The following is an 18,744-nucleotide window of genomic DNA, read 5'->3' on the forward strand; positions in this document are numbered from 1 at the left end:
AAAAAAATAAAACATTCGCAATATTCAATAATAGAAACTTAATTGATATTTAATTCAATGTAGAATAGACCGAAGAAAGCCCTAGTTTCGTCTTTTAGGGCTTCGACGGCAATCAGAACTTCAGCGACGACACCAAACACAATAACACCATCATTACAACACCGTAACGGTTCCATAAAACTACGCTATTCTCCCCATATCCAGCATATCTCTTGCATGGCATTATAAACGATTGTCTTTAGGTGCATGGCCAATATGAAGCCAACACAATCCATATTTCGAATGCGCAGGGAATACAACAAATGGGTAGGCAACCAAACCCTTGAAGATTTTGCGCTTCGTTTTACTGCCAAGAAAGCTCGACGCTTAAGCATTAGTCGTGTTGGAAAAACCGCATTAGGCGCCACCGCTTTTCTCGCTTTAGAAGCCTTGGCAGCTGCAGCGACATTGCAGTATGGGTTTATCAATACCCTCTATGCCATGCTTGCCGTTGCCATCGTGATTGTATTAACAAGCATTCCAATTTCTTATCATGCAGCCAAGAATGGACTCGACATCGACTTACTCACTCGCGGCGCTGGCTTTGGCTATTTAGGCTCTACAATTACCTCTTTAATTTATGCCTCTTTTACGTTCATCTTCTTCGCCATTGAAGCCGCCATTTTAGCCTCAGCACTCAAAGCCTTATTTCAGATTCCACTGTCAATTGGTTATGTTCTTTGCGCGATAGCCGTTGTTCCTATTGTCACTCACGGCATCACCGCTATCAGTCGCTTTCAAGTCGGTACACAAACAATGTGGTTACTGCTCCAGTGCAGTGCATTATTTGTCGTTGGCTATTTTGAATACCACCGTTTAAGCCAATGGGTTCATTACGCTCCCCCAGATTTGCCGAACGGCCATACCTTTAATCTCGCCTTATTTGGTGCTTGCTCCTCCATCTTTTTTGCAATGGTGGCCCAAATCGGCGAGCAAGTAGATTACTTACGATTTATGCCAAGTCAATCGCCAAGCAATAAATACCAATGGTGGTTTTGGCTTCTGCTATCAGGGCCTGGGTGGATATTCGTTGGTTTAATTAAAATGTTATTGGGGTCTTTTCTTGCCTTTATCGCCATCACCCAATTCGTCCCCTACGAACAGGCTATTGACCCGGTATATATGTATCAAATGACCTTTCTCTACTTAACCGAATCCCCCACTTTTGCGTTGGTGCTTGCGGGTATTATGGTCATTATCTCTCAAATGAAAATTAACGTTACCAATGCTTATGCCGGCTCAATTGCCTGGTCAAACTTCTTTAGCCGGTTGACTCACAGCCACCCCGGCCGAGTGGTATGGCTCATTTTCAACGTTGCCATTGCACTCACTTTGATGGAGCTAGGCATTTATCGAGTATTAGAAGCCATTTTGGGTATTTTCGCATTAATCGCCATTAGTTGGCTTGGCTCTCTCTCAGCAGACTTATTAATTAATAGACCTCTTAAACTCAGCCCAAAGCGCATCGAATTTAAACGAGGGCACTTATACGACATTAATCCCGTGGGGTTCGGCTCAATGGGCCTAGCCACCATTGTGGGTATGGTAGCTTATTTGGGGTACTTAGGAGAAACTGCCAAACATTTAGCCCATTTTTTATCGTTAGCCGCCTGTTATATTTTCGTGCCAGCACTCGGCTTACTGACTCATGGAAAATATTATTTGGCAAGAGAGTATGATACCACTTTACTCATACCCACTTGCGAGCATATTGAAAAGCCTCAAACACTTACCTGTACTATTTGCGAAAATCAATTTGATGTAGAAGACATGAGCTATTGCCCGGCATACGGTGATACGATTTGTTCCTTATGTTGCTCATTGGACGCACGCTGTTTAGACATGTGCAAACCCAATGGGCGCATTGGAGATCAAACACGATTATTCCTCAAAAAATTCAGTCATGAACGCTTTTTCGTTTTTATTGACTCCAAAATCATTGGTTTTTTAGGGCTATTCACCGGTACTGTTCTTTTAAACGCGGCTTTTTTAGTGCTGATCTACATGCACAGCGCACCAGCTTCTCCACCAGAAAAAGCGCTATTGGCCGACAGCATGTGGACAATATTCTACGCACTGTCCATTGTATCCGGCGTGCTAGCCTGGTTGTTTTTACTCGCTCATGAAAGCCGAAAAGTCGCGCAACAAGAATCGAACCGGCAAACACAGCTTCTTATTGATGAAATTGAAGCCCACAAAGAAACTGATCTCGAATTGCAAAATGCCAAAGAGGTTGCTGAACGTGCTAATAATGCCAAGAGCCGATATCTTTCAGGTATTAGCCATGAATTACGAACCCCCCTACAATCAGTGCTAGGATATGCGCAGTTATTACAACAAAAAGAAGATATACCAGCTCAACATCAGCGTATGCTAAGTACCATTCGCAACAGTGGTGAACACCTTGCCAACCTCATTGAAGGGTTATTAGAAATCTCAAAAATTGAAGCCGGAAGGCTCGACTTATATCGACAAGAAGTCAAAATTAAAGAATTACTGAATCAACTGGTACAAATTTTTCAACCACAAGCTGAAGCTAAAGGTATTGAATTTCATTTTACAATTCACAATCCTTTACCAGAGGTGGTCACAACCGACGAAAAGCGTCTCAAACAGATTCTCATTAATTTATTATCAAATGCCATAAAATACACAGAAGAAGGGCGAGTAGATTTTCATATCTATTATCGAAATCAAGTAGCCGAATTTACAGTCGTCGATACCGGCGTTGGCATTAATAAAAAAGACATCGAGCGCATCATGAACCCATTTGAGCGCGTTCGTAACCAAGCTGTACCAAATGTTCCAGGCACCGGTCTGGGCCTCACTATTGTGAGACTTCTTACCGAGGTGCTCGGAGGTCACTTAGAAGTAGACAGTACTCCTGGTTTTGGAAGCTGCTTTTCAGTCTCTCTTATGCTTTCATGGGTTTATCAACCAACCCCCTCGACCATACCAGAAAAAACCATTCGCGGTTATTTAGAATCGAAAAAAACAGTGTTGGTTATCGACGATGACGCCATTCATCGAGGTTTAATTTCTGATATTTTATTGCCACTCGACTTTATTACGCTAGAAGCACAAAACGCTCATGAATGCATTCAAATTATGAAAGATAATAATCCAGACATACTATTAATGGATATTACTATGCCAGTAATGAGCGGATTGCAATTATCCAAACATTTACGCCAACAAGGTTATCGGCAACCCATCGTTATGCTTTCTGCAGATGCCACTGTGCAAAAAGATAAAGAAGATTACAACGCCTATGACGGTTATATCACCAAGCCGATTCGCAATCGAGAACTCATAGAACGCATTGGGCAGTTACTTAACCTCACATGGCGTTATACCGAAGAACCCCAACATAGCATAATGAATCGTACAACACAGGCTATCGAGCCAACATCAATAGAACTTCCTTGCCACCTATCTGCCCCAGAAACTTTCTCTGAATTATTATATGCCGTACAAATTGGGCATAAACGCAGTGTTGTTTCGGCTTTAAAAACATTGAGAGATAAGAACATTTTATCTCCTATACTTTTAGATCATTTAACACAACTGGCTGACTTAATGCGATTTGATAAAATTGAGAAAATTATTACGGAAAATTCATCACATGAATAATGTAACCAGAGACGAAATCGTTCTTGTAGTTGACGATTCACCAGAAGCACTAGCCCTAATTAATGATACTCTTGAAAGTGAAAATATTGATGTATTAGTAGCGCTAGAAGGTCAGCAAGCATTAACCATTGCAAAACGGGTAAGACCCGATATGATTTTATTGGATGCCGTTATGCCAAGAATGGATGGCTTTGAAACATGTCAACATTTAAAAAACGACCCCGATCTCTCCGGAATTCCAGTTATTTTTATGACCGGCTTGTCGGATACAAAAGATATCGTGAAGGGGCTAGAGGTCGGCGGTGTTGATTACCTAACCAAACCCATTAGGCCAGATGAATTACTTGCACGTATGCGAGTTCATCTCAAAAATGCGCGTATTGCAGATTCAACTCAAAGAGCGCTCGACAATACAGGCCAGTACTTATTCTCTGTAACAACAGCAGGAGAAATTCAATGGGCTACACCACAAGCCTATGAACTACTACAGCAATGCCAACCTGATGAACACTGGCAAAACGACATATTTTGCAAAACTATTTTTCAATGGTTACAACACCATCCGACACCACGACAACGCTCTGCTTTTAAAGATGTTAGTCCACCCATTGCAGTTGAATTTGTTGAGGCACGAAATCATGATGAGTATTTGTTAAAATTGATCAATTTAGATCAAATACCAGATGAGGTATTACTTCAAAAAAATCTCAACCTAACCAAACGAGAAGCCGAAGTGCTCCGTTGGATATCTCAAGGAAAAACCAACCGAGAAATAGGCCAAATTCTGGATATTAGCCCAAGAACCGTTAATAAACATTTGGAACAGGTTTTTGAAAAGATTGGGGTTGAAAATAGAACGACGGCAGCCAGTGTTGCCATTCGCGTCATCACAGAACACCAACATTAAAAAACGGCCAAACATATCGCACTCTCTCTTATAGAGAACACCTAGCTTTGGGTTTACACGGCCAGATATTGCTTAATTAAGGCGTCATTCAACTGATCCATGGCACTACTGGCGACAATTCTGCCTTTTTCCATCAACCGAAAGGATTGCCCTACACGTCTGGCAAAACCCAATTTTTGCTCAACCAATATAACCGTTAAATTTTCATCACGGTTTAATTTTAAGATAACATCCCCGATTTGTCGCACAATATTTGGCTGGATACCTTCATTGGGTTCATCTAAAATTAACACCCTAGGCTCAATAACCAACGCTCGTGCAATTGCCAACTGTTGCTGCTGCCCACCAGAAAGATCTCCACCTAAACGGTTTAACATTTCCTTCAACACTGGAAATAAATCATAAATTTTTTCGGGTATGCATTTCGATTTATCCTTGCGTATCGGCAATCCAATCCGTAAATTTTCTTCAACTGTTAGCATTGGAAAAATATCACGTCCTTGCGGTACATAACCCACCCCTAACGGTGCTCGTGCTTCTGCACTCAATGATACTAAAGATTGACCATTCAAGATTATATCGCCAGAGTGAATAGACAATAACCCCATTAAACACCTCAATAGTGTTGTTTTACCCACGCCATTGCGCCCCATAATACAAGTAACTTCGCCTTCCTTTATCTCTAAATCGAGATTCCAAAGAATTTGTGTTCCCCCATATTTTTGATTGAGTTGGCTAAATTGAATCATGGTTGATCTCCCAAATACACCTCGATCACATCAGGGTTATTCTGAATGGCCTCCATCGAACCTTCTGCCAGTACAGACCCTTGATGCAATACCGTGACGGTTCGTGCAATACTTCGAACAAATTCCATATCATGCTCTACCACCACCACAGTATGGTCACCGGCCAATGACGTCAGTAATTCTGCTGTGCGCTCAGTTTCTTGGGGAGTCATTCCCGCAACAGGTTCATCGATCAATAACAAACGAGGCTCGGCAGCCAGTAACATTCCAATTTCTAACCATTGCTTTTCTCCATGAGACAAGGCACCCGCAACTTGATAACGATGCTTTTCCAAACCGATAATGTTTAATACTTCATCGATGTAATCCATCTCTTCCATTGATAATTTGGCCGAGAGTGTATACCAGACACCCTTATACGTTTTTAACGAGAGCTCTAAATTTTCATAAACAGTATGCACTTCAAAAACGGTCGGCTTCTGAAACTTTCTCCCTATACCTAAACGAGCAATTTCTGGTTCAGAATGCTCCAATAAATTAATGGTTTGTCCGAAATAAACACTGCCCTGATTACACTGGGTTTTACCTGTAATCACATCCATTAAGGTTGTTTTACCGGCACCGTTTGCTCCAATAAGGCATCTTAACTCACCATCATTAATATAGAGATTTAAATCATTGAGTGCCTTAAATCCATCAAAATTGACGGTTACTCCTTCTATATATAAAATCACATTTCGAGATACATCAACCTCCCTTGCTCTAGGCTCAAGAAAAGACCACACACGATCTCGGCGCCACAAACCACGCTGCCCATAATTCTCGCTCATACTTCTACCTCAGATACTGATTTTTTATCTTTTACCTCAAAGCTATCCAATTCTCTTGATGAATCTCCCTTCAAAAAAGATATTCGCTGCTCAAAAAATCCAACAATTCCATTGGGTAGGTAAAGTGTAACGCCGACAAACAATGCCCCTAAAGCAAACAACCATCCATCTGGAAGTACTGCAGTAAATTTCGTTTTTGCATAGTTAACTAACAATGCCCCCACCGCTGCACCGTATAACGTGCCACGACCACCAACAGCCACCCAAACAACCACTTCGATAGAATTAATTGGAGAAAATTCACTAGGGTTGATAATACCCACCTGAGGAACATACAAAACCCCTGCAAATGCAGCTAATACCGCAGAGTACACAAAGAGGGCAACTTTATAATGATCGGTTACATAGCCTAAAAAGCGTGCTCGACTTTCGCCATCCCGTATTGAAATAACAACACGCCCAAATCGTGACTTCATGATTTTCTGACTTAATAACAACGCAATGATTAAAACCAAGGCAGATAAAAAGAAAAGCCCTACACGAGTTTCATTTGACTGTAAATCAAAATGCAGAATTTCTTTAAAATCCGTTAATCCATTATTCCCACCAAAACCCATTTCATTTCGAAAAAACGCGAGCATCAGAGCGTAGGTTAATGCTTGCGTCATAATAGACAAGTACACACCGGTTACCCGAGAGCGAAATGCCAACCACCCAAAAACAAATGCCAGCAAACCGGGAATAAAAATGGCCATGGCAATCGCAAACCAAAATTGATCCATGCCAAACCAATACCAAGGCAATTCTGTCCAATCGAGAAATACCATGAAATCTGGCAAATCAGGATTACCGTAGACACCTCGATCACCCACTTGTCGCATGAGGTACATGCCCATACCGTAACCACCTAAGGCAAAGAAAGCTCCATGCCCTAAGCTAAGCACACCACAGTAACCCCATACCACATCAACCGACAGTGCAAGCAATGCAAAACATAAATATTTTCCCAGAAGGGTAATCGTATAGGTACTTACATAAAATATGGATTGCTCAGGAACTAAAAGATTTGAAACCGAGCAGACTATGACAACAACGAATAAAATTAGGGAAAACATGTGCACACCATTACGGATTCGTTTTCCGAAAAAGCCCTTCGAGACGAGAGCATTAAAAAATTGACTCATTCTGCCGCCCTCCCTTTCTGTGGGAATAATCCTTTTGGTCGCTTCTGTATAAACAAGATAATAAATATCAACACAACAATATTCGCCAATACAGCGCCGGTAATCGGTTCAATAAATTTATTGGCCACACCCAATGTAAAACTCGCGACCAATGTACCCAATAAATTGCCCACACCACCAAATACCACCACCATAAATGAATCAATAATGTAAGCCTGACCTAAATTAGGACCGACGTTCGTCAGCTGACTAAGCGCCACACCAGCCACACCGGCGACTCCTGATCCCAAACCAAACGTCATCGCATCCACCCATTCAGTGCGAACCCCCATTGCCTTCGCCATTGGTCTGTTTTGAGAAACTGCTCGAACATTTAATCCTAAAGATGTCTTCTTAATCACAAAAACCAATACAATAAACACAAGAATAGAAAATGCGACAATGTACAATCGGTTATAAGTCAAAGAAAGCACTGGATTAATTTCTAAGGTACCACTCATCCAGTCGGGCTGATCTACTTGCCGATTAAGCGGTGAAAAAATAGTACGCACAGCTTGCCGCAATAATAAACTGATCCCAAACGTGGCCAATAAGGTCTCCAGTGGCCGTCCATGCAGGTGACGAATAACGGTTTGTTGAATAATAATCCCGACAATCGCAGACGCCAAAAAAGCAGCGGGAATGGCAACCAGAAGAGAATAACCAATAAAGTTTGGCATGATTAATTGAACCACATAAGTAGAATAGGCCCCAATCATGATCATCTCTCCATGAGCCATATTAATCACGCCCATGACACCAAAGGTAATCGACAACCCTACCGCAGCCAACAGCAATACCGAACCCAAGCTGATACCAAAAAATAACTTCTCAACAAAGACATAAAACCGATTCTTTTCTTCTATCGCCGTCAACGCCTTATTTAACTCTTTTAATAACTGTGATTTTTGATCACTTTGAATCTCACTTTCCTCAAGAAACCCTTTATACTCCACCAACGTATTTTTAACCGGAATTTCCAATCGATCACCCAGCAGTACAATTGCTTGATTCACCTTAGAGGAGGACACAGCAGTCATATCTTGTGATGTCTTTAAGGTATGTACCGCCAATACGATAGACATCATTTCTTTTACCTTGCCTGATCTTTCATTTTCGTACATTGACTCAATTGCCGATGCAGTCACAGGATCTATGGTTAACACCATCGCTTTTAACGCATTGATTTTGTTAGATTCCGAATCAGATTTTAATGACAAACGAGCTATGGATAGTTTTATACCCTTCCTTACACGATTATTGGTGCGAACTTTTTTATAGATTTTTTTAAGATCCAGTTTAGATAGTAATTTACTTTCAGATTCTTCACCTAATTCCTTCACTTGATACTCATCGCCTTCATATTTCTTTGCATACACCAAAATATCAGGATCTTTTTTAAGATAATACAACTCCCCAGACAACAGAGACGTTAACAGGTCATAAGCGTGCTGACCTCCTTTCTGCTCAATCTTTTCTATTAATGCTAATTTTTCTTTAAAGTTTGCCAAAGGCAACTGACGAATCAGATGTTCATACTCAACCATTAATTCTTCATCGCTTTGCAAGCCTTTCTGCAATACACCTTGCTGCGACTCTAATAATGTATAACCTTCTTTTTTTTCATCTTTACTATTCGCAAAACAAGGCTTCACTGCTATAGAGCACAAAAGGATTACAGTGCATAATATCCTCCACCAAAACCAATCTCTCTGAGGCAATAAGGTGTACATTCTGGAAGTCACACATCCTCCTTCATATCAATAAAACACTTAAAAAACGAGCATTTAAAAATCGGGCACCAAGGCCCGAATTCAAAAAAAATTAAAATTTAGTAATTCTGACCTGAACACTTTTTCGTTTCAGTATTATAATTCCCACAGTTAACAGATTTATCTTTCCAATCCGCTATAATTTTCGCACTCTCTGGTAAGTGATCGGTCCAAGCATCACCTGCAACTTCACTTTCTGTTTCCCAAACAATCTCGAATTGGCCATCATCCTGAATTTCGCCAATCAAAACGGGTTTCGTAAAATGATGATTCGGCAATACTTCCGCTACGCCACCGGTTAAGTTTTTCACTCGAATGCCATACATCGCATTACGAACTTTATCCACATCCGTCGTCTTCGCTTTTTTCACCGCTTTTATCCAAGCTTTAAATCCAATATAAGTTGCCTCCATTGGATCGTTAGTTACGCGCTTTTCGTTCTTGATGTATTTTTTCCATTTAGCGATAAACGCATCATTAGCGTCTGATTCAGCACTTTGAAAGTAATTCCATGCCGCCAAGTGCCCCAATAGTGGCGATGTATCAAATCCAGACAGTTCTTCTTCCCCTACCGAGAAAGCCACAACAGGAATATCCTCTGCCGTTACCCCTTGATTACCCAGCTCTTTATAAAAAGGCACATTCGCATCACCGTTAATGGTAGAAACCACAGCAGTTTTCTTACCTTGACCACCAAATTTTTTGATTGAAGAAACAATACCCTGCCAATCAGAGTGACCAAATGGTGTATAAGAAATCATAATATCTTCCTCAGCCACGCCTTTGGATTTCAGATAGGACTCCAAAATTTTATTCGTGGTTCTTGGATAAACGTAATCGGTGCCTGCAAGTACCCAACGCTTTACTTCTAACTCATCAGCCAAATAATCTACAGCCGGAATGGCCTGTTGGTTAGGTGCCGCACCGGTATAAAAAACATTTTTTGAAGATTCTTCCCCTTCATATTGAACAGGGTAAAATAACAATCCATTTAACTCTTCAATCACCGGTAAAACAGATTTTCTGGAAACAGATGTCCAACAACCAAAAATGACATCAACATCTTTTTTGGTTATTAATTCACGGGTTTTTTCCGCAAACAACGGCCAATTTGAAGCCGGATCCACCACAACGGCCTCCAATTTTTTTCCAAGCAACCCACCTTTTTTATTTTGCTCTTCCACCATCATTAACACGGTATCTTTTAGCGTTGTCTCACTGATGGCCATTGTTCCAGAAAGAGAATGTAATACACCAACCTTAATCGTATCTGCTGCCAACACTGAAAAAGATAATACCGATGCCGCAACACCAGCACCTATACTTGTGAATACTTTTTTAAGCTTCATCGTTTAATTCCTCACCTATAAAAAAGACGTCATACTTAAGATTTTTAAACCTAAATTTAGATTTGCAGTTGGAATCCAACCGAAATTGAGTTTGTATCTTGGCCCTTATATCCACTGATATTGGCATCACCGCTGGCAAAATTCAGATTCACTTTCGCGTTGTGCCCTTTAATAATGTAATTAAGACCCGCTTCCGTTAAGGTACTCGAATCAAAATTTGAAGGGCTATTTTCGACATAGCGTAAATAAGGCTGGAAGCGTCCCATTCCATCGCCAGGCAATAAATAAGCGCCAGATAAGAAATAAGACTCTCCGTCAAATAACCCGAAATTGGTTGGATCGCTGGGTGAGCCGCCTTCATAATCAGAATCAAAACTTTTGTATTCTGCTTCAACCGTCAGCGCCTGACCGGACGACAATGCTTTTTCATATAAAACATCAACCGTATAGCCGCTAAAATCACCCGGTGATTCCTCTGTTCCTACACCATCAGATTGAGATTGAAGAGAAAGTGCAACGGTAAAGATATCTCCCAAACCACCAAAATAAGTACTCGAGGTGTAATAAGCTGGATTATCTTCCATATTCAAAAAATTATACGCAAAGCGGGCCGCCATTAATGGCGAGTCGCCTTGATTCGCAGTACCGTCACCGGATAGACCCTCAAAGATCCCTATTGCATATTGAAACTTTCCTGTTTTCCCCCAGAAGGTGGCACCATCATCACGTCCATAGGTTCCTGCAACATCGACTTGATCTGACGCATACAGAGGCTGTGTATATTGATTCCAAGTTAATCCATAAAAGGGACCATTCATCTCGATGCGATCAGCCGGCACCAAATGACGACCAATATGAAAGTTCACCTGCTCGTTAACACTGAAGCTCACAAACGCATCCAAAACATCAACAGGGCCATCAGCAAATATCTCATCTGTATTGAATGTGAATCCAATATTCTCAGCAACCTGCCCATTGACGTATAAACGAATATTTTGGGTATCAAAATCTAACGAAGAATCACCATCCGGGGCTCCTTCATCAGAATAAATTCCAGCTACGCGTACACCTGCGCCCACACTAACCCAACTTGTATCAGAAAGTTCTATTTTTCCGGCTGCCTGAGCATTTATTGATGCCATGCCCATACCTGAAAGAAGAACGATTCCTTTACCCAGCTTTTCTAAAGAGAAAAATTTTTGAAATCCGTTTTGATAACTCATATTGTTAACAAACTTCATACCATGCCCTCACCGTTTAAAAATAAGCATGATGTTATTATCCCCAGCCAAGGCACATTCACCATGAGACAAAAAACGCACACCACTACGTCATTCACCCCATAAAAAGGCACTTATCCTAAGGAATAAAAAATACATCGTACAATTAAAAGGCAAGAAACACAGAAAAAGACTAAGCTTTATAAGGAAAACCAAACGGTGAAGAGAAAAAGAGAAAAAATAATAGAAAGCTTTCAACAAACCAAAAAAAGAAGCTCACCTAAAAATAGATCAAGACTCAAAAATGCACTGTATAAATAAATTTATTGATTTCTTTCAACAATCAATCCAACCCCTAAAACATCAACAACACGGGATATCAAAAAAGCTCCCCAAATTAACATTAATGAAGTACCAACAAATCCCACTCCAAATCCTAACAAAGACGCGTCGCCAGGCAATTCCACTCCGTGGACATAACCATGAGAAAAAGCAAAGATTGCAATAAGCATCCTTCCAACAGAATTAAAATACCTACCAAAAATTGAACGCCTTTGAACTTTAATCAACCATTTTTTAAAAAACATCACGACCAGAAAAAGCCCACAAGCAATACTCATTGACAAATCGATCAAAACTTCAACACTGGATAATGAAACCCAATGCAAACCACCGTGCCCACTGACATACCCGAGAATAATTACCCCCAAAGAGACAAGAAGTGTCATAATTCGACAACTAGCACAACCGTGAGCCAATAAGCACCCTGCAGTAATAAACGTAAGAAAATGATCTAAGCCAACCAATGGATGCACAACCCCATGCCAAAATCCTTGAAATATTCCCATATTCATATGGCCTGAATGAGCTAAGGTATAAGAAGAGAATGACACTAACGTAAGCAACACCAAGCTTATCATTAAAAATGGTTTATTTTTTACGATTTTAAGCATTTTACACTCCGCCCTTTCGCCTTAATACAATTAACGTCGAACTTTGATTATGATCTTGATGATTGAATACATTTTTCAGATGGACTTTGTGCCGGCAACATCTTTGATAACTCAATATTAATATCATCACTCTTTTTCAACATTCCTTGATCAATAATAAACTGAATCACATCAGCAACACCTTTAGTCGTCTCTACATTTGTAAAAACAAAAGGGCGGCCTTTTCTCATTAATCGAGTATCGCGATCCATCACCTCCAATGAAGCCCCCACATGTTCAGCAATATCGACTTTATTAATGATCAACAAATCCGACTTCGTAATTCCTGGGCCGCCTTTGCGTGGAATTTTATCTCCTGCACAGACATCAATAACATATAAGGTCAAGTCAGATAACTCTGGGCTAAACGTAGCAGAAAGATTATCACCGCCACTTTCTATCATCACCATTTCAAGTTGTGGATGTCGATCTTGTAAAGATTGAACCGCCGCCAAATTCATAGAGGCATCTTCTCGGATTGCCGTATGAGGGCAACCCCCAGTCTCTACACCTAAAATTCTATCTTCAGACAAAGCCTCATTACGTAATAAAAACTGTGCATCTTCTTTGGTATAAATATCATTGGTCACCACCGCAATATCATAGTGATTTCGCATTATTTGACATACCTTTTGTAAAAGCGCAGTTTTCCCAGAGCCTACTGGCCCCCCAACCCCCACCCTTAACACTTGGTTCGTCATACAAAGCCTCTCAAATTAAATATCATCGAACTCAATTGCTTTTCAAGCCTAACTATTAAGAACGAAAAAGCCGTGAGTATTGCTGCTCATGTAAAGCAGACGCCAATGCCATTCCCATTAAACCAGAACCAATATTGTCATCATCAACATCACAAGACTGCTCACCAACCTCTATCATGATGGGGATCAGAGTCTGAAGCATTCTCTGCCCTTCTGTTTGGCCCATTGGCAATACTTTGCTGGCACACGCAATTTGATTTTCACACCAACTCCAAATAAAACCCAACATTGCCCAATCAGGCTCTAATTCACTGTAAACCGCCCCTAAAGCATGCATACACACGACGGTTGGCAAAGCACAAACTGCAACATCGGGCTTACGCTCAGCATCTTGCCCTATATGCCAACGTGCGTACGCACTGCCAACATTCACATCCTCCCAATACAATTCTTGGGTTTCTCTAAATGACAGCAATATGGCATTCCACCTTTTAATGCTATCCAAGTCTTTTTTTTTCCATGCGCTGAATAGTCGTAAATAAATGGGCAAATCTAAATGTCCAAGACCAAACCGTAAATTCATTACAATCCAATCGTGAACTTCACTACTGTTATTACACCAACCAGAGTCCAATGCGTATTCAAGACCTTGTGAATACGCAAAACTCCCCACAGGCAATGCGGAACTGGATAGATGCAATAATGAAAGCAGCCGATGCAAAGACGATTTTTCTTCGCTATACATTATTCAATATACGCTCAAGAAATTACGCATGAGATGGGGAGTGATGATGTGCATGCGCAACGCTATAAGCTCCACCCTCAGGCTCAAAGGGCGCATTTTCGTGTATCACATCCACCCCCAATTGTTGTAGCATTTCATCTAATACTGAGTCGTATTGATAGCGCAAAAAATTGACACCTATCTGCAAAGGAACATGTCGATTTCCTAAGTGATAACATGCCCTAGCAAATAATGTGGCATTATGAACATGAGCGCTGGATACTGATTCATTGGACGCTAAAATTTTGAGTATTTGCCCATCATCACTTTTTAAATACATATTATCTCTAAGAATGATCCCTCGTTCAATTTGAATCCCAACCGTCTGCCCACACTCAGAAACCGATTTAAGACGAGCTCGCTTTCGATCATCAAACGTTAATTTGAGGCTGAGTAAATTAGAGGGAAAAGACATACTGTCTGACGAGACTATTTGAGTAAATATTTTCATACAACCATTGCCTGCTGTTTAAAGACATTACATTGAAAAACACCACACCCATAGTCCATCAAAATTTAAAATAAATAATACCTCTGAGCCATTGGCAATACCTTTGCAGGTTCACACTGCAAAGGTTGTCCATCCGCTGTGACCACATAAGTTTGAGGGTCAACCTCTAACCTTGGTTGATAATCATTAAGAACCATATCTGACTTACGGACTGAACGGGTTTTATTGACCGCACAGAGGCGTTTTTTTAAACCAAGGTGATTGAGTGTTTTATTTTTAATAGCTGCATCAGATACAAAACTGACACTGGTCGCATGAGCAACCCCACTGTACGCGCCAAACATCGGACGATAATGAACTGGTTGCGGTGTTGGAATTGACGCATTCGGGTCTCCCATCGGCGCCCCCGCAATCATCCCCCCCTTTATAATTAAAGAAGGTTTAGTACCGAAATACATAGGTTTCCAGAGAACCAAATCCGCTAATTTCCCCACTTCGATTGAACCCACTTCATGGGCAATACCCATGGTAATGGCCGGATTAATGGCATATTTAGCGATATAACGGCGACAACGAAAATTATCATTTCCTTCAGTATCTTCCGTTAACTGGCCTCGCTGCACTTTCATTTTATGCGCCGTTTGCCATGTTCGTGTAATGACTTCACCCACACGCCCCATCGCTTGCGAGTCTGATGAAATCATACTAAATGCCCCAAGATCATGGAGAATATCTTCTGCTGCAATCGTCTCACGACGGATACGAGAGTCAGCAAATGCAACGTCTTCTGGAATACTGGGGTCTAAGTGATGACACACCATTAACATATCAAGATGCTCATCAACAGTATTAATCGTGTAAGGCCGGGTGGGATTAGTTGACGATGGTAAAACATTGGCTTCACCGCACGCTTTAATAATATCAGGAGCGTGCCCACCACCGGCGCCTTCCGTGTGATAAGTATGGATGACGCGACCTTTAAATGCCGCTAAAGTATCTTCCACAAACCCAGATTCATTTAATGTATCCGTATGTATCGCAACCTGAACATCGTAACGTTCTGCAACCGATAAACAATTATCAATTGCGGCGGGTGTTGTCCCCCAATCTTCGTGAAGCTTTAACCCCATTGCGCCCGCTTCAATTTGTTCAGCAAGCGGCTCTGGTAAACTGGCATTGCCTTTTCCTAAGAACCCAATATTCATGGGTAATTCATCAATCGCTTGCAGCATTTTTCCTATATGCCAAGGCCCAGGCGTGCATGTGGTGGCATTGGTACCGGTTGCCGGCCCCGTCCCACCTCCCAACATCGTTGTCACACCACTCATTAACGCGTCTTCAATTTGTTGCGGACAAATAAAATGAATATGGGCATCCACCGCACCGGGCGTCACAATTTGTCCTTCACCAGCAATAATTTCCGTACCTGCCCCGATAGCAATGGTGACTCCCTCTTGGGTATCGGGATTGCCCGCCTTTCCTATTGCGGAAATACGCCCCGCTTTTATAGCAATATCCGCTTTAACCACACCCCAATAATCCAGAATTAACGCATTTGTAATGACAGTATCGGGGACATCCCCACAACTCTCTTGGCTTTGCCCCATCCCGTCACGAATGACCTTTCCACCACCAAATTTCACCTCATCACCATAAACGGTGTAATCTTTTTCCGGTGAAATAAATAACTCGGTGTCAGCCAAGCGAACTTTATCACCAACGGTTGGCCCATACATATCTACGTATGCTTGTCGATCTATTTTGGCCATACCATTTTCCTTTTTGTTAACTCAAAAATTAGAATAAAGAGGTAAACAAACGATTTAATTTAAAAAAACGCTTTCTGATATTTTGAATTGATTCTGTTTTTAATTAATACGCTAAGGTAATGTACCCATGACATCCCCACGAAAACCATAGATTTTTCGCTTTCCAGAAAATGCCACCAATTCAACAGTACGAATTTGTCCCGGCTCAAAACGTATGGCTGTGCCAGCAGGGATATTTAAGCGCATTCCCAGAGCTGAAGAACGATCAAATCGTAAAGCGGGATTGGTTTCATAAAAATGATAATGGCTGCCAACTTGAATGGGCCGATCACCTTGATTTGCCACCTCAACAGAGCATGTCATTCGATCCGCATTGATCTCTACATCCTCTGACGCACAAATGATTTCCCCTGGAATCATCTTACCTCCTCGCCACCAACGTAAATGGTTCAAATCATAAAATGATGAATTAAGCTATAGGATTATGTACCGTGACCAATTTTGTTCCATCAGGAAATGTCGCCTCCACTTGAACTTCATGGAGCATATCTGCAATACCGTCCATCACATCGTCACGAGATAAAACACCACGCCCCGCATTCATTAGTTCTGCGACCGTACAACCATCACGAGCCCCTTCCATAATAAAAGCACTTACGATAGCGATACTTTCAGGGTAGTTGAGTTTGACCCCTCGATCTTTGCGCTTTTGCGCCAACTCGGCAGCCAAAAAGAGCAGTAATTTATCTTTTTCTCGTGGCGAAAGTTCCACGACAGCCTCCAATCGTTCACAATATTATGATTGTCGTATAAGGCCTTAGGGGATGATATGCGTTAAATTACGTACACCAAATACGCGGAACACATACCGGCCGCCCCATAGCATAAGGCCGAATCATTGCCCATAACATTTCAAACACTTGTCTTATTTTTTCTGCACGATTCCCTAGGGCCCGAACAATCCAAACCATAGGTTTTTGTGTCATTGCGATTAGCGTATCAGGATTTCTTTGCATGAACTCAGTCTGCCAGCCAACTATTTTTTTCTGCAAATTTTTCTGCTCTAAAGAGAGCGCTTCATCAATAGGAAATAAATCTGTGGTTATCAAAAACGTACCCGCTACACATTTGCCCTGTAAACCTGCCACACCAGACTGCAACGATGAATTGGCAGTTAATATCAATCGATCGGAAAAGACAGGGGTGCCATCCCGTGTCACCTGAAAGCTTTGTTTAAGGCTTCCAGAAACAAAAGGATCACTGCTTTCATAACGCCCAATACAGGTAATTTCCCACCCACAAAATACGCCATCGCCCTTCAGTTCAACAGAGGTATTTATATGGGCTTCTGCGCCATCATAAATGATATTTTCTTGTGGAAAATATTCTATTTTTGCACCACTATGAACGTTAACACCAACATTTTGAACCTGAGGCAAGCCACGAATATTCCGATAAATCTTTCCTGCTGATGGTGTTGTCACCAAGCAATGTGATCTCTCTTTCACATCAAATGAAATACTGAGACTGTCTCCCCCAACCAACCCTCCTGGAGGGTGAAGCAAATAGAGATGCAAACAATCACGACCCTCAGGAAAAAAAGGGCGTTGTATTCGTAATGGCCCATAATGATCGGTTTTACCTAAAAAGGCCTTATTACCTGAGCACTTGATTTCTGCAAAAAGCTTAGCGTGCCATTGCTCCTCGCAGTATTGAGGCGTCGATTCAAACTGCCCAGAAATGGGGTGTCGAACAGATTGAAAATCTTTTTCACTTGTAACGACGTCAATCATTCCAACACTCACCAGTCTAACCCTTTCATGCAAGTGTCACATGTCACTCAAGAATCTAAAATACGTCAATTATACACCTGATGATTTAGACATATTTATCGATTCAATTTTCATTTCACCAAAAAAATGTCACAAAAAAGATCAAATAGGCAGATAAAACATTGGAATTCACCAGCCCACAATAAACAATCACCCCAGTACAACTTATCATACCAACCAACATTATTTACCGGCTTGAAGGCCGCACCACTTTCAATAAAACAATAGTATACAAACCACCACCACTCTTATAAATTCTAAAAACCACATCATTAAAAAAACAAAGCAATACTTTAAACATACTTAACATCAATACTGTGGACAGTTTTTACTCTCCACTTAAATTAAGAAGGGTATTTTGTATCAAATGAAAGTAGTTCAAAAAAGGTAAAATCATAGTACTGGGCCCATGGATAAAAACTGCGATAATGTGGTTTCTGACATCGCATCATCACAGAAATCTATCCATGGAATCATTAGTAAACACCGCTTT

17 protein-coding genes are annotated in these 18,744 nt (G+C 41.2%); 2 read left to right on the plus strand and 15 right to left on the minus strand.

Annotated elements, in window-relative coordinates:
• Positions 1-38: 38 nt before the first annotated feature.
• Positions 39-176 (minus strand): hypothetical protein, encoded by a 138-nt coding sequence (locus LU351_RS17630; protein ID WP_232595415.1) that lies wholly within the window; start codon positions 174-176, stop codon positions 39-41.
• 79 nt (positions 177-255) lie between these two features.
• On the opposite strand from LU351_RS17630, the gene LU351_RS17635 reads away from it, so the two are divergent.
• Together LU351_RS17635 and LU351_RS17640 are read left to right on the plus strand one after the other, a co-directional pair.
• Positions 256-3,672, plus strand: coding sequence for a hybrid sensor histidine kinase/response regulator (locus LU351_RS17635; protein ID WP_232595416.1), 3,417 nt, complete (start codon positions 256-258; stop codon positions 3,670-3,672).
• Positions 3,665-4,579, plus strand: coding sequence for a response regulator transcription factor (locus LU351_RS17640; protein WP_232595417.1), 915 nt, complete (start codon positions 3,665-3,667; stop codon positions 4,577-4,579). The genes LU351_RS17635 and LU351_RS17640 overlap by 8 nt, the downstream gene beginning before the upstream one ends.
• Before the next feature lie 53 nt (positions 4,580-4,632).
• Here the strand turns inward: LU351_RS17640 and urtE are convergent, their stop codons facing one another.
• From urtE to LU351_RS17710, 14 genes are all read right to left on the minus strand, one after another.
• Positions 4,633-5,328 (minus strand): urea ABC transporter ATP-binding subunit UrtE, encoded by a 696-nt coding sequence (gene urtE / locus LU351_RS17645; RefSeq protein WP_232595418.1) that lies wholly within the window; start codon positions 5,326-5,328, stop codon positions 4,633-4,635.
• A complete protein-coding gene (urtD, locus tag LU351_RS17650; protein ID WP_232595419.1) occupies positions 5,325-6,158 on the minus strand; it encodes an urea ABC transporter ATP-binding protein UrtD in 834 nt (277 codons plus the stop codon). The genes urtE and urtD overlap by 4 nt, the downstream gene beginning before the upstream one ends.
• Positions 6,155-7,273 carry an urea ABC transporter permease subunit UrtC gene (urtC, locus tag LU351_RS17655; RefSeq protein ID WP_416053969.1) on the minus strand — a complete coding sequence of 373 codons (1,119 nt, stop codon included), beginning with the start codon at positions 7,271-7,273 and terminating at the stop codon, positions 6,155-6,157. The genes urtD and urtC overlap by 4 nt, the downstream gene beginning before the upstream one ends.
• 65 nt (positions 7,274-7,338) lie before the next feature.
• Complete coding sequence (urtB, locus tag LU351_RS17660; protein ID WP_232595421.1) at positions 7,339-9,036, minus strand: urea ABC transporter permease subunit UrtB; 1,698 nt, start codon at positions 9,034-9,036, stop codon at positions 7,339-7,341.
• A 176-nt stretch (positions 9,037-9,212) separates the two neighbouring features.
• Positions 9,213-10,502: an urea ABC transporter substrate-binding protein gene (gene urtA / locus LU351_RS17665; protein ID WP_232595422.1), complete on the minus strand. Its 1,290-nt coding sequence runs from the start codon at positions 10,500-10,502 to the stop codon at positions 9,213-9,215.
• A gap of 56 nt (positions 10,503-10,558) precedes the next feature.
• A complete protein-coding gene (locus LU351_RS17670) occupies positions 10,559-11,743 on the minus strand; it encodes a porin (protein WP_232595423.1) in 1,185 nt (394 codons plus the stop codon).
• Positions 11,744-12,045: 302 nt separating this feature from the next.
• A complete protein-coding gene (locus LU351_RS17675) occupies positions 12,046-12,675 on the minus strand; it encodes a HupE/UreJ family protein (protein WP_232595424.1) in 630 nt (209 codons plus the stop codon).
• Positions 12,676-12,722: 47 nt separating this feature from the next.
• The gene (gene ureG, locus LU351_RS17680; RefSeq protein ID WP_232595425.1) at positions 12,723-13,415 is read right to left on the minus strand and encodes an urease accessory protein UreG; all 693 of its coding nucleotides are present in this window, start codon (positions 13,413-13,415) and stop codon (positions 12,723-12,725) included.
• Positions 13,416-13,470: 55 nt separating this feature from the next.
• Entirely contained in the window at positions 13,471-14,160 is a 690-nt protein-coding gene (locus tag LU351_RS17685; RefSeq protein WP_232595426.1) for an urease accessory protein UreF, read from the minus strand.
• A gap of 22 nt (positions 14,161-14,182) precedes the next feature.
• Positions 14,183-14,650, minus strand: coding sequence for an urease accessory protein UreE (ureE, locus tag LU351_RS17690; protein ID WP_232595427.1), 468 nt, complete (start codon positions 14,648-14,650; stop codon positions 14,183-14,185).
• Between the two features lie 65 nt (positions 14,651-14,715).
• The gene (gene ureC / locus LU351_RS17695; protein ID WP_232595428.1) at positions 14,716-16,419 is read right to left on the minus strand and encodes an urease subunit alpha; all 1,704 of its coding nucleotides are present in this window, start codon (positions 16,417-16,419) and stop codon (positions 14,716-14,718) included.
• 111 nt (positions 16,420-16,530) lie between these two features.
• Positions 16,531-16,839 carry an urease subunit beta gene (locus tag LU351_RS17700; RefSeq protein WP_232595429.1) on the minus strand — a complete coding sequence of 103 codons (309 nt, stop codon included), beginning with the start codon at positions 16,837-16,839 and terminating at the stop codon, positions 16,531-16,533.
• 49 nt (positions 16,840-16,888) lie between these two features.
• Positions 16,889-17,191 (minus strand): urease subunit gamma, encoded by a 303-nt coding sequence (gene ureA, locus LU351_RS17705; protein WP_232595430.1) that lies wholly within the window; start codon positions 17,189-17,191, stop codon positions 16,889-16,891.
• 67 nt (positions 17,192-17,258) lie between these two features.
• Positions 17,259-18,212 carry an urease accessory protein UreD gene (locus tag LU351_RS17710; RefSeq protein ID WP_232595431.1) on the minus strand — a complete coding sequence of 318 codons (954 nt, stop codon included), beginning with the start codon at positions 18,210-18,212 and terminating at the stop codon, positions 17,259-17,261.
• Between the last annotated feature and the right edge of the window lie 532 nt (positions 18,213-18,744).

Source organism: Marinibactrum halimedae (assembly GCF_021234875.1).
In the GTDB taxonomy this organism is placed as follows: Bacteria; Pseudomonadota; Gammaproteobacteria; order Pseudomonadales; family Cellvibrionaceae; genus Marinibactrum; species Marinibactrum halimedae.

Bases quoted from the DNA above. Each gene is read 5' to 3' on its own strand.
- LU351_RS17630 (WP_232595415.1), bottom strand. From the start codon at position 176: ATGGAACCGTTACGGTGTTGTAATGATGGTGTTATTGTGTTTGGTGTC.
- LU351_RS17635 (WP_232595416.1), top strand. From the start codon at position 256: ATGAAGCCAACACAATCCATATTTCGAATGCGCAGGGAATACAACAAA.
- LU351_RS17640 (WP_232595417.1), top strand. From the start codon at position 3,665: ATGAATAATGTAACCAGAGACGAAATCGTTCTTGTAGTTGACGATTCA.
- urtE (WP_232595418.1), bottom strand. From the start codon at position 5,328: ATGATTCAATTTAGCCAACTCAATCAAAAATATGGGGGAACACAAATT.
- urtD (WP_232595419.1), bottom strand. From the start codon at position 6,158: ATGAGCGAGAATTATGGGCAGCGTGGTTTGTGGCGCCGAGATCGTGTG.
- urtC (WP_416053969.1), bottom strand. From the start codon at position 7,273: ATGTTTTCCCTAATTTTATTCGTTGTTGTCATAGTCTGCTCGGTTTCA.
- urtA (WP_232595422.1), bottom strand. From the start codon at position 10,502: ATGAAGCTTAAAAAAGTATTCACAAGTATAGGTGCTGGTGTTGCGGCA.
- LU351_RS17670 (WP_232595423.1), bottom strand. From the start codon at position 11,743: ATGAAGTTTGTTAACAATATGAGTTATCAAAACGGATTTCAAAAATTT.
- LU351_RS17675 (WP_232595424.1), bottom strand. From the start codon at position 12,675: ATGCTTAAAATCGTAAAAAATAAACCATTTTTAATGATAAGCTTGGTG.
- ureG (WP_232595425.1), bottom strand. From the start codon at position 13,415: ATGACGAACCAAGTGTTAAGGGTGGGGGTTGGGGGGCCAGTAGGCTCT.
- LU351_RS17685 (WP_232595426.1), bottom strand. From the start codon at position 14,160: ATGTATAGCGAAGAAAAATCGTCTTTGCATCGGCTGCTTTCATTATTG.
- ureE (WP_232595427.1), bottom strand. From the start codon at position 14,650: ATGAAAATATTTACTCAAATAGTCTCGTCAGACAGTATGTCTTTTCCC.
- ureC (WP_232595428.1), bottom strand. From the start codon at position 16,419: ATGGCCAAAATAGATCGACAAGCATACGTAGATATGTATGGGCCAACC.
- LU351_RS17700 (WP_232595429.1), bottom strand. From the start codon at position 16,839: ATGATTCCAGGGGAAATCATTTGTGCGTCAGAGGATGTAGAGATCAAT.
- LU351_RS17710 (WP_232595431.1), bottom strand. From the start codon at position 18,212: ATGATTGACGTCGTTACAAGTGAAAAAGATTTTCAATCTGTTCGACAC.